This window comes from Rhodanobacter ginsengiterrae (genome assembly GCF_050026815.1).
GTDB lineage: Bacteria > Pseudomonadota > Gammaproteobacteria > Xanthomonadales > Rhodanobacteraceae > Rhodanobacter > Rhodanobacter ginsengiterrae.
The window spans coordinates 113,130-126,058 of record NZ_JALBWO010000054.1 but is presented as its reverse complement, the minus strand read 5'-3'; the positions used below and the strand labels follow the sequence as shown (position 1 = coordinate 126,058).

Genomic DNA, 12,929 nt, shown 5'->3' with positions numbered 1-12,929 from the left:
GAGGCCTGGTTCTTCGCTGGAGTGAAAGACGCGGGGTGATGAGGTCGCAGTGATGGCCCAGTGTAGCGGGCCGGTGCCGGCGTTCTGCCCGATGCTATGGCACCGTGACGCCGGCTTCGCGCAGCAGTCGCGCCAGCGCGATCAGCGGCAGGCCGATCAACGCGCTGGGGTCCTGGTTGTCGATGCGGTCGAACAGGCTGATGCCAAGCCCTTCGCACTTGAAGCTGCCGGCACAGTCCAGCGGTTGCTCGCGTTCCACATAGCGGCAGATCGCGTCAGGCTGCAGCTGGCGGAAGCACACCCGGGTGAGATCGAGATGGGTGTATTGCCGATGATGACGGGTATCGATCACGCACAGGGCCGTATGAAAGTCGACCTCGCGACCGGAGCTGGCGGCGAGCTGCGCGCATGCGCGCTCCACGCTTCCGGGCTTGTCCAGTACCAGGTCACCGAGCGCGGCGACCTGGTCGGAGCCGATGACGAGCGCACCTGGACACAGCTGCGCCACGGCCTCCGCCTTGGCGATGGCCAGACGCAGGGCGCGTGCGCGGGGCTCTTCGTCCGGCAGTGGCGCTTCGTCGGTGGCCGGGGCGACCTGCTCGAAGTGCGGGATCAACCGACGCAGCAGGTCGGCGCGGTAGCGCGAGGTGGATCCCAAGACGATCCGCGGAAGTTGCTCGGGCAGGCTCATGCGTCCGACTCGCGCCGGATGTGTTCGCGCATGGCGCTGTCCAGATCGGTCTGGGCCTGAACCAGCGCTTGCAGCAGCGGCTGCAGGCGACTGCGGGTATCGCGCATGGAGGTGGCGGCTGCGTCCAGCTCGCGCTGGCTGGCACCAGGCGAGTGGTCGCGGATCCACAGGCGCTGTTGCAGCAGGGCACGCAGCCCGGCATCAATGGCGTGGCGCGCCTCCTGTTCGCTGGCGGCGGGCAGGTCGGGGTTGAGCGACATCACCGCATGCGCCTGTTGCAGGCCGGCTCGGCAGGTCTTCAGGTCGGCCTCGAGGCGGTCGGCCAGGTCCAGCAGGGTCGTCAGGCTGCTGCCGCGCAGGCCCTGGCGCCGCCGCAACAGCAAGGCGGTGCCGGCAAGACCGAGCAGCAACAGCAGCAGGGCGACGAGACCGAGCGTCAGGAAGAAGTTCACGGGCGGCGGCTCAGGTGGCAAAGAGATTCAGTCTGCCGCATCGGGGGCGAATCAGGCAAAATATGCCGACAGCGGGTGTCCATCAGGCGGCGGAGCGGGTGTCCATCAGGCGGCGGAATGACGCGCCAGTTGACTTCGGTCGTGCTGGAACCTAACATTTACCGATTATGTCCGTGACACTGCCAGAGTCCGTGGACGCTTGGCGCATGGTTTCGGCGCGGCGTTCGTTCGAGGGAACGCTTCCTGTAGCGACCATGCCCCGCCTGTGCGAGGCGTTGGCCGATACCGAGGGATTGCTGCATTTCGAGCTGGACTTCGGGCGTGACGAACTTGGCATCAGTTATGTCGATGTTCGCGCCACGGCATCGCTGAACCTGCTGTGCCAGCGTACGCTTGAGCCGTTTGCATTGCCGGTGACGGTGGACACGCGGCTTGGCCTGATCAGACTGGAGCGCGACGAGGCGGGTTTGCCGCCGGATTGCGAACCGCTGCTGGTGGCCGAGGATGGCCGGCTGAACCCGCGCGATGTGATAGAAGACGAATTGTTGTTGGCGTTGCCGCTGGTGCCGGTCAATCCGGATAGCAGCCTGCCCGACGAGGTGATCAGCCAGGAGCCGGAAACGTCCGGTGAAGGGCAGCGAGAAAACCCGTTCGCGGTGTTGCGCGAACTGAAGAAGTAAACGCCGACCCGAGTCATCCGGCCCGGGTCACCAAGCCACACATCATTCAAGTTTCCGTTGGAGAACTACCATGGCAGTTGCCAAGAGCCGCCGTACCCCGTCCACCCGCGGCATGCGCCGTTCGCACGATTCGCTGAAGACCGTGCAACTGTCGACCGATCCGACCAGTGGCGAGGTGCATCTGCGCCATCACGTCACCAAGGATGGCTACTACCGCGGCAAGAAAGTGATCGAGACCAAGGGTGCGGTGTCGGTCGAGGATTGATCTCCTTTCGGAAGTCTCGCTGGATTTCCGGACGTGATCAGCAAAAAACGGCGCGGCGACGCGCCGTTTTGCGTTGTCGAACAGCCGAACGCCGGCTGAGGCGGTTGCGCTGGCGCCGCCCAAGGCGTTCAATCCCTTGTTTACGTTGATGGACAGCTGAATGGCCCAGATCTACTCCCGCATCATTGCCACCGGCAGCGCGCTGCCGGAGCGCGTGGTAACCAACGCCGATCTGGAAAAGATCGTCGAGACGAGTGACGAGTGGATCCGCAGCCGCACCGGCATCCGCCAGCGTCATATCGCTGCCGAAGGCCAGACCACCGGCGATCTGGCGTTCCAGGCTGCGCAGCAGGCGCTGGAGACGGCTGGGGTCAAGGCGTCCGAGCTCGACCTGATCATCCTGGGCACCACCACACCCGACATCATTTTTCCGTCGACCGCCTGTCTGGTGCAGCATCGCCTCGGTGCGAACGGCTGCGCCGCGTTCGACGTCAATGCGGCCTGCTCGGGCTTCGTCTACGCGCTGGGCATCGCCGACAAGTTCATCAAGAGCGGGCAGTCGAAGAAGGTTCTGGTGATCGGCGCGGAAACGCTGACCCGCATGGTCGACTGGACCGAACGCGAGACCTGCGTGCTGTTCGGCGACGGTGCCGGCGCCGTGGTGCTCGAGGCATCGGATGAGCCGGGCATTTATGCGACCTGCCTGCATGCTGACGGCGGCCACAAGGAGCTGCTGTACAACCCGGTAGGTGTTTCCGTCGGCTTCAAGGACGAGCCCAACCACGGCGTGCGCATCCGCATGGCGGGGCGCGAAGTGTTCAAGGTCGCGGTGAAGACGCTCGACTCGCTGGTCGAGGAAACCCTGGCCGCTGCCGGCATGAACGAGTCGCAGATCGACTGGCTGATTCCGCACCAGGCCAACTTGCGCATCATCGAGGCGACGGCCAAGCGGCTCAGCATGTCGATGGAGCGCGTCATCGTGACGGTCGACAAGCACGCCAACACCTCGTCCGGTTCGGTGCCGCTGGCGCTCGACTACGCGGTGCGCTCGGGCAAGGTGCAGCGTGGCCAGAACCTGCTGCTGGAAGCGTTCGGCGGCGGTTTCACCTGGGCTTCCGCACTGCTGCGCTACTGATCGAGCAAGCTGCGCAAGGCTTGCCGCGGTGCCGCCTTCGGGCGGCATCGTGCGTTGGGATCGTGCCGCGTCACTGAATACAGCTGCGTATGGCGGCCAAGGCATGGCACCATGTTCGCTTTCGCCGACGGGATTCGCCCATCCATGAGTTCATCCGCTTCCTCGCTCGCTTTCGTCTTCCCCGGTCAGGGATCGCAGTCGGTCGGCATGCTGGCCGAACTGGCCGCCGCACACGGAGAAGTCCGGGCCGCTTTCGACGAAGCCTCGCAAGGTGTCGGTCTTGATCTGTGGAGCCTGAGCGCAGATGGCCCGGAAGATCGGCTCAACAGCACCGAGAACACGCAGCCCGCCTTGCTTGCGGCGAGCGTGGCGGTGTGGCGCGTATGGCGGAAGCTGGGCGGTGCACAGCCGCAGCTGATGTCCGGTCACAGTCTTGGCGAATACAGTGCGCTGGTGTGTGCCGGCGCGTTGTCGCTGCACGACGCCGCCGCGCTGGTCGCCGAGCGTGGCCGTCTGATGCAGGCCGCGGTGCCGGCCGGGGTGGGCGCGATGGCGGCGATTCTCGGCGGCGACGACGCGCAGATCGCGGCGGTGTGCGACGAGGTGGCGCAAGGCCAGGTCGTTTCACCGGCGAATTTCAATTCGCCCGGTCAGCTGGTGATTGCCGGCAACGCCGAGGCGGTCGACCGCGCACTGGCCAGGCTGGCGGAGCTGGGTGTGAAGAAGGCGATCAAGCTGGCGGTATCGGTGCCGTCGCATTGCGCACTGATGCGCGAGGCAGCCGACCAGTTGGGCGCGCGGATGGCCACGATCGATTGGCAACTGCCGTCGCTGCCGGTGATCCAGAATGCGGAGGCGCGCAGCTACACCACGGTCGAGGAGATTCGCGGCGCGCTGCAACGTCAGCTCTACCTGCCGGTGCGCTGGACCGAATGCGTGCAGGCGCTTGTCGCTGGCGGTGCCAGCCGCGCTGCCGAATGCGGTCCGGGCAAGGTGCTGAGCGGCCTGATCAAACGCATCGACAAAAGCATCGAAGCGCGCGCGATCGGTGCGCCGGCGGACCTCGATGCCGCGCTTGCCGAGTGGGCATGACCGCGCATCATCAACCGATTTCCGAAGGAATGATCCAAATGAGCAAACCACTGCAAGGTGAGGTCGCGCTGGTCACCGGTGCCAGCCGCGGCATCGGCGCGGCGATCGCCGACGAACTGGCGGCCATGGGCGCCACCGTGATCGGCACCGCCACCAGCGATGGCGGGGCGGCCGCCATCGGCGAGCGCATGGCCGCCCACGGCGGTCACGGCCGCAAGCTGGACGTGACCGATGGCGCCGCGGTCGAGGGTCTGGTCGACGCGATCACCAAGGAGTTCGGCGCGGTGTCGATCCTGGTGAACAATGCCGGCATCACCCGCGACCAGTTGCTGATGCGGATGAAGGAAGAGGACTGGCAGGCCATCATCGATACCAACCTCACCTCGGTCTACCGCACCTCCAAGGCGGTGATGCGCGGCATGATGAAGGCGAAGAAGGGGCGGATCATCTCGATCGCCTCGGTGATCGGCCTCACCGGCAATCCGGGCCAGTCCAATTATGCGGCGGCCAAGGCGGGCATCATCGCGTTCTCCAAGTCGCTGGCGCGCGAGATCGGCAGCCGAGGCATAACCGTCAACGTGGTGGCGCCTGGCTTCATCGATACCGACATGACCCGCGCACTGCCGGAAGAGGCCAGGACGGCGATGCTGGGGCAGATTGCCCTGGGGCGTCTGGGTGAGGCGGCGGACATCGCCAGCGCGGTAGGCTTCCTGGCTTCGCCAGCGGCTGCCTACATCACCGGAGAGACACTGCACGTCAACGGCGGCATGTACATGCCGTGACGTGTGTTGACGCCATTGTCGCCAGCAGCTTCGTTTTAGGCGACAATTGGACTTTCGTGCCGGTGAGCGGGGGAGTCTCCCCGCGCCATCGGCTCCTCGTGGCAGCCTTGCGGTTTAGCCACTACAATGCGCCGGCCTTTTGCAGGCATCGAGCCGGCACAGACAAATCAATTTCTTCTTGAGAGGTATGGGCAACATGAGCACCATCGAAGAGCGCGTCAAGAAAATCGTCATCGAGCAGTTGGGCGTGAAGGAAGATGAAGTCACGGCGAACGCTTCGTTCGTTGACGACCTGGGCGCAGATTCGCTGGACACGGTGGAACTGGTGATGGCGCTCGAAGAAGAATTCGAGACCGAGATTCCCGACGAAGATGCCGAGAAGATCACCACCGTGCAGCAGGCCGTTGATTACATCAAGGCCCACTCCAAGGATTGATCGGCAGGGAATTGACCGCCGTTGACCGGATGGGCCCGCCTGGCGCGAGCCGGTTTGTTCACGTGGCGGTACCGAACGCTGCGCCATCTTGGCGCAGTTTTCGTTTCTGCATTTTGTAACGTCCGACCCCGTATGGTGGCCCGGGGACACGCGTCGGCTGCGCGCGGGCGTCACGGCATTACCTGCGCTGGCTGTCGGCAGTGGCAGATCCACGCAATCACGTAAGGAAATCAGCATGAGCAAGCGACGTGTGGTAGTGACCGGCATGGGCATCATTTCGCCGGTCGGCAACGACCTCGCCAGCGCCTGGGATCGGGTCGTCCAGGGCGTCAGCGGGATCGGTCCGGTCACCCATTTCGACACCTCCGCTTATTCCACGCGCATTGCCGGTCAGGTCGGCGGCTTCGATCCGGCGGACTGGATGCCGGCGAAAGACATCAAGAAGATGGACCCGTTCATCCACTACGGCGTGGCGGCCGGTACCCAGGCGCTGCGCGATTCCGGGCTGGAAGTGACCGAGGCGAATGCCGCGCGCATCGGCGTGGCGGTAGGCGCGGGTATCGGCGGCCTCTACACGATCGAGGCGACCGCGCTGGAACTGGCGGCCAAGGGGCCACGTCGCGTCTCTCCGTTCTACGTGCCCAGCTCGATCATCAACATGGTTTCGGGCCAGCTGTCGATCATGTTCGGTTTGAAGGGGCCGAACATCGCCTGCGTGACCGCCTGCACCACCGGCACCCACAACATCGGTCTGGCCGCGCGGATGATCCAGTACGGCGACGCCGACGCGATGATCGCCGGTGGCGCCGAGTTCGCCACCACCGGTACCGCGATGGCCGGTTTCTGTTCGGCGAAGGCGATGTCCACCCGCAATGACGAGCCGACCAAGGCCAGCCGTCCGTGGGACAGGGACCGCGACGGCTTCGTGCTGTCCGATGGTTCCGGCGTGCTGATGCTTGAAGAGTACGAACATGCCAAGGCACGCGGCGCGCGCATCTACGCCGAGCTGGTCGGTTTCGGCATGAGCGGCGATGCGTTCCACATGACCGCCCCAAGCGAGGGTGGCGAAGGTGCCGCGCGTTGCATGCAGACGGCATTGAATGACGCCGGCCTCAACCCTGCCGATGTGCAATACGTCAATGCGCATGGCACCTCCACACCGTTGGGCGATCTGGGCGAGGTGATGGCGGCGAAGAAGGTGTTCGGCGACCACGCCTACAAGCTGGCGATGAGTTCGACCAAGTCGACCACCGGTCACCTGTTGGGCGCTGCCGGCGGCGTCGAGGCGATTTTCACGATACTGGCGCTGCGCGATCAGGTGCTGCCGCCGACGATCAACCTGGACAACCCCGGTGAAGGCTGCGACCTCGACTTCGTGCCGAACACCGCGCGCGAGGCGAAGTTCGACGTGGCCATCTCCAATTCCTTCGGCTTCGGCGGCACCAACGGCACGCTCGCCTTCCGTCGCCTCTGATCGACCAGGCGTGACTTGCCATCGTCGTATGCTGCCCGGCCGGCGCGATCTGCTCGCGCCGGCCGCTTCATTTCCCGGGCGCTATCCGTGCCTGCTGGAAAGCGTGGTGCATGGCACCGCGCAATCGCGGCACGATCTTCTTTTCGCGTTTCCGCAGGGGCGCCTGAGCCTGCAGGCGGACGGTCGCCTGCAGGATGGCGAGGGTCACTTCCGCGAAGGGCGCTTTCTCGACGCACTGGATGCAGCCTGGCAGGCCGAGCGTCTGCCGCCGGCGGACGATGATTTGCCGTTCCACGGCGGCTGGGTATTGCTGCTGGCCTACGAACTGGCCGGCGAGATCGAGCCCGGGCTGAAGCTGCAACCGCCGACGGGATTGCCACTGGCGCTGGCGCTGCGCTGTCCGGCAGCGGTGATCGTCGACCATGCGCGTGACTGCACGTACCTGGTCGCCGAAGCTGGCCATGAACACCTGCTGGACTTGCTGGAGTCCGACCTGGCTCCGGCACCGTCGATCCCGCCGCTGGCCGTTGTCAGCGCCTGGGACGAAGATGCTCCGGGGCAGTTCCTCGACGGCGTGGCGCGCATCCACGAGCACCTTTACGCTGGCGATATTTTCCAGGTGAATCTGTCGCGGGCATGGCGCGCGCGGTACGAACAGCCACCCACGCCGGCCGCGCTGTACTCGGTATTGCGCCGGGCCAACCCGGCGCCGTTCGCCGGTCTGTTGCAGCAGCCGGGCTGGGCGGTGGTGAGTTCCTCGCCGGAGCGGCTGGTCGAGGTGCGCGGTGGCGTGGCGCAGACCCGGCCGATCGCCGGCACCCGCGCGCGGATGCCCGGTGACGACGAGGCGGCACGCATCCGCGAACTGAGCGCGCATCCGAAGGAGCGCGCCGAGCATGTGATGCTGATCGATCTGGAGCGCAACGACCTCGGTCGGGTGTGCATGCCGGGCACGGTCGAGGTGGACGAGTTGATGGTGGTGGAGAGTTACGCCCACGTTCACCACATCGTCTCCAATGTACGCGGGCGCCTGCGTGCGGAGGTGACACCTGGCGAAGTGATCGCCGCCACCTTTCCCGGCGGCACCATCACCGGCTGTCCCAAGGTGCGCTGCATGGAAATCATCTCCGCGCTGGAAGGTGCCCCGCGCGGCGCGTACACCGGCGCGCTGGGCTATCTCGATCGCAACGGCGAGCTCGACTTGAACATCCTGATCCGCACACTGACCCTGCTTGGCAACGAAGTGAGCCTGCGCGCCGGCGCGGGCATCGTTGCCGATTCGCAGGCTGCCAGCGAGCTGGAGGAAACCCGCGCCAAGGCGCGCGGGTTGCTGCGTGCACTGGGAGTGCCGGACTGATGTCCGCGCGCATCCTCGTCGACGGCATCCCGACGCCGCAGATTTCCGTACTCGATCGCGGCCTGGGCTATGGTGACGGCCTGTTCGAAAGCATTCGTCTGATCGGAACCGTCGCGCCGTTGTGGTCGCGCCACATGCAACGACTGGCCGACGGTTGCGCACGCCTGCGGATTCCGCCGCCCGACCTGCAGCAGTTGTGGCAGGAGACGCTGCAAGTGAGCGCCGACATGGATACGTCGGTGGTCCGCATCACCGTCAGCCGCGGGCAGGGCGAGCGCGGCTATGCGCTGCCGGCGCATCCCCGGCCCAGCCGCGTGGTGTCCGCGTTCGTGCCGCCACATGTGGACAGGCATGTTTATGCGCAGGGCGTACAACTGCGCATCTGCGATATCCGCCTGTCCGAACAGCCACTGCTGGCCGGCATCAAGCATCTGAATCGACTGGAACAGGTAATGGCCCGTGCCGAGTGGGACGATCCGGCGATCGCCGAGGGTGTACTGCTGGATAGCCACGAGCGGGTGATTTCGGCGACCATGGCCAATCTGTTTGCGGTGATCGACGGTGAGTTGCGGACGCCCTCGCTGGACCGGTGCGGTGTGGCCGGGGTGGCGCGGGCCGAGGTGCTGGCGGCTTGCCCGGGTGCGCGGGTGGGTGACATGACGCTGGCGGAATTGCGTGCGGCGGACGAGTTGTTTCTCAGTTCCAGTGTGCGCGGCATCGTGCCGGCAAACTCGCTGGAAGGCCGCCATTACCCGCCTGGGGCACTCACGCGCCGGTTGCAGCGGCATTGGCAGGATCTGGGTTTCACGATGGAGCAGGCTGGATGAGTCACAAACTGATGCGCGGTCGTGCATGGCCGACGCTGGTATTGCTGCTGTTGCTGGCGGCCGCCGGCGCCGTGTTCTACTTCGGAAACGCGTACAGCCGGTTCAGTTCGACGCCGTTGAACGTGCCGGCTGGTGGCGACAGCATCGACGTGGCTCGCGGCAGCAGCTTCAGGAACATCGTCGCCGACCTGCGCCAACGCCAGTTGAGCACGGCAAACCCGTTGTACTGGCGCGCGCTTGCTGCGCAAATGCGGGTGGCTGGCAAACTGCACGCCGGCGAGTACGCACTCCAACCCGGTGTCACGCCGCGGCAGCTGCTTGCCAACATGGCTGCAGGCAAGGTCCTGCAGCGCAATTTCACCATCGTCGATGGCTGGAGCTTTGCCGAGCTGCGGCAGGCGCTGAGCCGGGCTGAAAAGCTGCGACACGACAGCGCGAACCTGGACGACGCCGCGCTGATGCAGAAGATCGGAGCCGGTGGCGAGGCACCGGAGGGGCGCTTCCTGCCCGAGACCTACGCCTATGTGAAAGGCGACACCGACCTGGACATCCTGCGCCGCGCGCATGCCGCGATGGTCAAGACCCTCGATGAATTGTGGCCATCGCGCGCGCCGGACCTGCCGCTGGCCACGCCGTACGATGCGCTGATCCTGGCCTCGATCGTGGAGAAGGAAACCGGACTTCCGGCCGAGCGGGCGCAGATCGCCGGCGTGTTCGTGCGGCGCCTGCAGGATCACATGCTGTTGCAGACCGATCCCAGCGTGATCTACGGCATGGGGACGACCTACGCGGGCAACATCCGCAAGAGCGACCTGACCACCGACACACCATTCAATACGTATACGCGCCCGGGTCTGCCGCCCACGCCGATCGCCTTGCCGGGCAAGCCGGCGCTGGTCGCCGCGCTGCACCCGGCTGCGGGGGATGCGCTGTATTTCGTGGCCCGTGGCGATGGCGGGCATGTGTTCGCCAAGACGCTGGAAGAACACAATCGCAATGTCGATTGCTACCAGCGGAAGCGCTGCCGATGACGGCGCTCCGCGGAAAATTCATCAGCCTCGAAGGCGGCGAAGGCGCCGGCAAGAGCACCTTGCTGGCCGGCCTGCGCGATTACATCGAGCGAGGCGGCATCGCCGTCGTGCAGACACGCGAACCCGGTGGCACCGCCGTGGGCGAGGCGGTACGCGCGATCGTGCTCGACCCGACCCAGCGCGGCATGGCTGGCGAAACCGAACTGCTGCTGATGTTCGCCGCGCGTGCGCAACTGGTGCGCGAAGTGATCGAGCCGGCGTTGGCGTGCGGAAAATGGGTGCTGTGCGATCGCTATGCCGATGCCAGCTATGCCTATCAAGGTGGTGGCCGTGGCCAGCCGATCGAGCGCATCGCAGAGCTTGAACGCTGGGCCTGCATCGGCGTGCAACCCGACCTGACCCTGCTGCTTGACCTGCCGGTGGCCACCGGGCGGGCGCGCGCCGCCGGTCGCGGCGACGCCGACCGTATCGAGGTGGAAGAAGATGCGTTCTTCGAACGGGTACGCGCCAGCTACCGTGCGCGTGCCGCGGCCGAGCCGCAACGCTTCCGGATGATCGATGCCAGCCAGCCGGCGGCCGGCGTGCTGCAGGCGGCCACCGCGGCGTTGGCGAGCCTGCGGGTGGATGCGCAGCCATGAGCAGCATGCCCTGGCAAAGCGAACCCTGGGCGCGACTGCAGGCAAGCCGCCAACGTGGTGCGTTGGCGCATGCCTTGCTGATCTGTGGTGCCGCCGGCCTGGGCAAGCGTGCGTTTGCGCAGCGCTTCGTGCATGGGCTGCTGTGCGGCGAGCCGGCAGCTGGCGAGCCTTGCGGGCATTGCCGCAGTTGCCTGTTGATCGCGGCTGGTTCGCATCCGGATCTGGTCCTGCTGGGCTTCGGCCTGCGCAAGGATGGCGTGCAGCGCAGCGAGATCGTGGTCGACCAGATCCGCGAACTGTCGGCCCGGCTGGCGATGAACAGCCAGTTCGGCGGCTGGCAGGTGGCGATGATCGATCCGGCCGATGCGATGAACCCCGCCGCGGCCAACGCCTTGCTGAAGACGCTGGAGGAACCCGCCGCGCAAACCATGCTGATCCTGCTGGCGGATGCGCCGTGGCGTCTGCCGCAGACCATCCGCAGTCGCTGCCAGAAGATCGAATTCCAGCTGCCCGCCGAGGCCGACGCATTGACCTGGCTGCAGGCCGAAGGTGTGCGTGACCCCGCCGCCGCGCTGGTCGCTGCCGGTGGCAATCCTGGCCTGGCCCGAGCCTGGGCCGGGGAGGGCGCGCTGGAACGGCGACAGGAAGTGCGCAAGGATCTGGCGGCGCTGGCGGCCGGTCGTGGCCAACCCAGCGAAGTGGTCAAGCGCTGGCTGGACAGCGAGCCGGCGCAGCGCTTGTGGTTCGCCGCGCAGGCCACGGCGGACGAGATCCGGGCGCGTTCGGGCGCCGGCATCGGCCCGCTCGCCAGCACGATGGATGTCGAGGCACTGGGCCACTGGTACGACGCGGCCAATCGCACCCGTGAGGGCCTGCGCGGGCCGCTGCGTGGTGACCTGCTGTTGCTGGAGTTGCTGGCGCAGTGGCGATGAGCCTGGCTGGTACGACCGGTTCTGCGCCTCCGCTGGCGATGCATGGCCTGCCGGCGTTTTCTGCGCAGACCCGACTGCTGGTGATCGCACCGCATCCGGACGACGAGACCATCGCCAGCGGCGTATTGATCCAGCGCGTGCGTGCGGCCGGCGGCGAGGTGGTCATCGTGTTGCTCACCGCCGGCGACAACAACCCGTGGCCGCAACGCTGGCTGGAGCGGCGCCTGCATATCGGTGCTGAGGATCGACGGCGCTGGGGGCGCCGCCGGCAGGCCGAAATGTTGCAGGCGCTGCAGCGCCTGGGCCTGGCCAGGACGTGTCTGCAGTCGCTGGGCTGGCCGGACATGGGGCTGAACGACCTGTTGCTGCAGGAGCCAGTGACTTCCGTGACGACGCTGGCTGCGGCCATCGAGGCTTTTCGTCCCAGCCTGGTGCTGGCACCCGCGCTGTCCGACCATCATCCCGACCATGGCGCAGCGCATGTGCTGGTGCGTCTGGCGCTGGCCAGTCAGGCCGAGCCGCCGCCGCTGCTGACCTATCTCGTGCATGGCGCCCGGGATGATGAGCATGCCTTTGAAGTGGCTGGCAGCACCACCCAGTTGGCCAGCAAGCTCGCTGCGCTCGACGCCCATGGCAGCCAGATGGCACTCAGCGCCAAGCGCATGCGACATCTGGCCAGCCGACCCGAGTGCTGTGCCTGGCCGGCGCCGCCGCTGGGCGCGCTGCCATGGCAGCCGCCGGCCTGGTGGCGTCCCTGGCTGCGCCTCAGCGTGGTCGGCGCGGCGGGCACACACAGCTGGCGCTGGCGTGAAGCGCCACTGCAGCGCGACGAGGTGGGCGCCTGGCACTTGCTGCCTTCGACGTATTCGAAGGCCGCGCCGACTTTTGCGCGCCTGCAGTCGAGCTTGCCCAGCCCGTGGATTTTCGACCACTGGGGCTGGTGCGAGTTGTCCTGACCCGCTGCGGGAGCAGAATCGGCTCTTGCGCGGGTCGATTGACCGGGCTAGCTTGATGGGAGGGGGAAGATGACGGTGGTCTGGTCTGTCATCACGTCCCGCCACGCAAGCCCGGTGGTGGCGGCAATTCCAGTGGATCCAGTCGCTGCCTGGAAGGGCAGACGTCATCGCAGCCGTCCAT

Annotated in this window: 15 protein-coding genes; 13 read left to right on the top strand and 2 right to left on the bottom strand. The window is 66.4% G+C overall.

All coding sequences use genetic code 11. From position 1 onward, the window contains the following. Positions 1-94: 94 nt before the first annotated feature. Both ACQGNJ_RS10410 and ACQGNJ_RS10405 read right to left on the bottom strand, forming a co-directional pair. Complete coding sequence (locus tag ACQGNJ_RS10410) at positions 95-691, bottom strand: Maf family protein (protein ID WP_426689169.1); 597 nt, start codon at positions 689-691, stop codon at positions 95-97. Next, a complete protein-coding gene (locus ACQGNJ_RS10405) occupies positions 688-1,143 on the bottom strand; it encodes a hypothetical protein (RefSeq protein ID WP_426689168.1) in 456 nt (151 codons plus the stop codon). Before ACQGNJ_RS10405 ends, ACQGNJ_RS10410 begins: the two co-directional genes overlap by 4 nt. Before the next feature lie 206 nt (positions 1,144-1,349). Here ACQGNJ_RS10405 and ACQGNJ_RS10400 point away from each other — a divergent pair, with 206 nt between their 5' ends. The 13 genes from ACQGNJ_RS10400 to ACQGNJ_RS10340 all read left to right on the top strand — a co-directional run bounded on the left by ACQGNJ_RS10400 (position 1,350) and on the right by ACQGNJ_RS10340 (position 12,748). After that, entirely contained in the window at positions 1,350-1,823 is a 474-nt protein-coding gene (locus ACQGNJ_RS10400) for a YceD family protein (protein WP_426689305.1), read from the top strand. 70 nt (positions 1,824-1,893) lie between these two features. Next, a complete protein-coding gene (gene rpmF, locus ACQGNJ_RS10395) occupies positions 1,894-2,088 on the top strand; it encodes a 50S ribosomal protein L32 (protein ID WP_007081784.1) in 195 nt (64 codons plus the stop codon). A gap of 160 nt (positions 2,089-2,248) precedes the next feature. After that, complete coding sequence (locus ACQGNJ_RS10390) at positions 2,249-3,223, top strand: beta-ketoacyl-ACP synthase III (RefSeq protein ID WP_426689167.1); 975 nt, start codon at positions 2,249-2,251, stop codon at positions 3,221-3,223. A 144-nt stretch (positions 3,224-3,367) separates the two neighbouring features. Then, positions 3,368-4,315: an ACP S-malonyltransferase gene (gene fabD, locus ACQGNJ_RS10385; RefSeq protein WP_426689166.1), complete on the top strand. Its 948-nt coding sequence runs from the start codon at positions 3,368-3,370 to the stop codon at positions 4,313-4,315. Positions 4,316-4,353: 38 nt separating this feature from the next. Continuing rightward, positions 4,354-5,097 carry a 3-oxoacyl-ACP reductase FabG gene (gene fabG / locus ACQGNJ_RS10380; protein WP_426689165.1) on the top strand — a complete coding sequence of 248 codons (744 nt, stop codon included), beginning with the start codon at positions 4,354-4,356 and terminating at the stop codon, positions 5,095-5,097. Positions 5,098-5,293: 196 nt separating this feature from the next. Continuing rightward, positions 5,294-5,533 carry an acyl carrier protein gene (gene acpP / locus ACQGNJ_RS10375; RefSeq protein WP_007805185.1) on the top strand — a complete coding sequence of 80 codons (240 nt, stop codon included), beginning with the start codon at positions 5,294-5,296 and terminating at the stop codon, positions 5,531-5,533. Between the two features lie 235 nt (positions 5,534-5,768). Next, positions 5,769-7,007 (top strand): beta-ketoacyl-ACP synthase II, encoded by a 1,239-nt coding sequence (gene fabF / locus ACQGNJ_RS10370; protein ID WP_426689164.1) that lies wholly within the window; start codon positions 5,769-5,771, stop codon positions 7,005-7,007. A 28-nt stretch (positions 7,008-7,035) separates the two neighbouring features. Further along, positions 7,036-8,364: an aminodeoxychorismate synthase component I gene (locus tag ACQGNJ_RS10365; RefSeq protein ID WP_426689304.1), complete on the top strand. Its 1,329-nt coding sequence runs from the start codon at positions 7,036-7,038 to the stop codon at positions 8,362-8,364. Continuing rightward, positions 8,364-9,191, top strand: coding sequence for an aminodeoxychorismate lyase (gene pabC / locus ACQGNJ_RS10360; protein ID WP_426689163.1), 828 nt, complete (start codon positions 8,364-8,366; stop codon positions 9,189-9,191). Before ACQGNJ_RS10365 ends, pabC begins: the two co-directional genes overlap by 1 nt. Then, positions 9,188-10,222 (top strand): endolytic transglycosylase MltG, encoded by a 1,035-nt coding sequence (gene mltG, locus ACQGNJ_RS10355; RefSeq protein ID WP_426689162.1) that lies wholly within the window; start codon positions 9,188-9,190, stop codon positions 10,220-10,222. The genes pabC and mltG overlap by 4 nt, the downstream gene beginning before the upstream one ends. After that, entirely contained in the window at positions 10,219-10,860 is a 642-nt protein-coding gene (tmk, locus tag ACQGNJ_RS10350) for a dTMP kinase (RefSeq protein WP_426689161.1), read from the top strand. The genes mltG and tmk overlap by 4 nt, the downstream gene beginning before the upstream one ends. Next, on the top strand, positions 10,857-11,792 hold the full coding sequence (gene holB, locus ACQGNJ_RS10345; RefSeq protein ID WP_426689160.1) for a DNA polymerase III subunit delta': 936 nt from the start codon (positions 10,857-10,859) through the stop codon (positions 11,790-11,792). The genes tmk and holB overlap by 4 nt, the downstream gene beginning before the upstream one ends. Then, a complete protein-coding gene (locus ACQGNJ_RS10340; protein WP_426689159.1) occupies positions 11,789-12,748 on the top strand; it encodes a PIG-L deacetylase family protein in 960 nt (319 codons plus the stop codon). Before holB ends, ACQGNJ_RS10340 begins: the two co-directional genes overlap by 4 nt. Positions 12,749-12,929: the final 181 nt, after the last annotated feature.

Excerpts from the sequence above, each read along its gene's own strand:
- ACQGNJ_RS10390 (WP_426689167.1), top strand. The coding sequence starts at position 2,249 with ATGGCCCAGATCTACTCCCGCATCATTGCCACCGGCAGCGCGCTGCCG.
- ACQGNJ_RS10365 (WP_426689304.1), top strand. The coding sequence starts at position 7,036 with ATGCTGCCCGGCCGGCGCGATCTGCTCGCGCCGGCCGCTTCATTTCCC.
- holB (WP_426689160.1), top strand. The coding sequence starts at position 10,857 with ATGAGCAGCATGCCCTGGCAAAGCGAACCCTGGGCGCGACTGCAGGCA.
- fabG (WP_426689165.1), top strand. The coding sequence starts at position 4,354 with ATGAGCAAACCACTGCAAGGTGAGGTCGCGCTGGTCACCGGTGCCAGC.
- ACQGNJ_RS10400 (WP_426689305.1), top strand. The coding sequence starts at position 1,350 with ATGGTTTCGGCGCGGCGTTCGTTCGAGGGAACGCTTCCTGTAGCGACC.
- mltG (WP_426689162.1), top strand. The coding sequence starts at position 9,188 with ATGAGTCACAAACTGATGCGCGGTCGTGCATGGCCGACGCTGGTATTG.
- ACQGNJ_RS10410 (WP_426689169.1), bottom strand. The coding sequence starts at position 691 with ATGAGCCTGCCCGAGCAACTTCCGCGGATCGTCTTGGGATCCACCTCG.
- pabC (WP_426689163.1), top strand. The coding sequence starts at position 8,364 with ATGTCCGCGCGCATCCTCGTCGACGGCATCCCGACGCCGCAGATTTCC.
- rpmF (WP_007081784.1), top strand. The coding sequence starts at position 1,894 with ATGGCAGTTGCCAAGAGCCGCCGTACCCCGTCCACCCGCGGCATGCGC.
- tmk (WP_426689161.1), top strand. The coding sequence starts at position 10,219 with ATGACGGCGCTCCGCGGAAAATTCATCAGCCTCGAAGGCGGCGAAGGC.
- fabF (WP_426689164.1), top strand. The coding sequence starts at position 5,769 with ATGAGCAAGCGACGTGTGGTAGTGACCGGCATGGGCATCATTTCGCCG.
- acpP (WP_007805185.1), top strand. The coding sequence starts at position 5,294 with ATGAGCACCATCGAAGAGCGCGTCAAGAAAATCGTCATCGAGCAGTTG.
- ACQGNJ_RS10340 (WP_426689159.1), top strand. The coding sequence starts at position 11,789 with ATGAGCCTGGCTGGTACGACCGGTTCTGCGCCTCCGCTGGCGATGCAT.
- fabD (WP_426689166.1), top strand. The coding sequence starts at position 3,368 with ATGAGTTCATCCGCTTCCTCGCTCGCTTTCGTCTTCCCCGGTCAGGGA.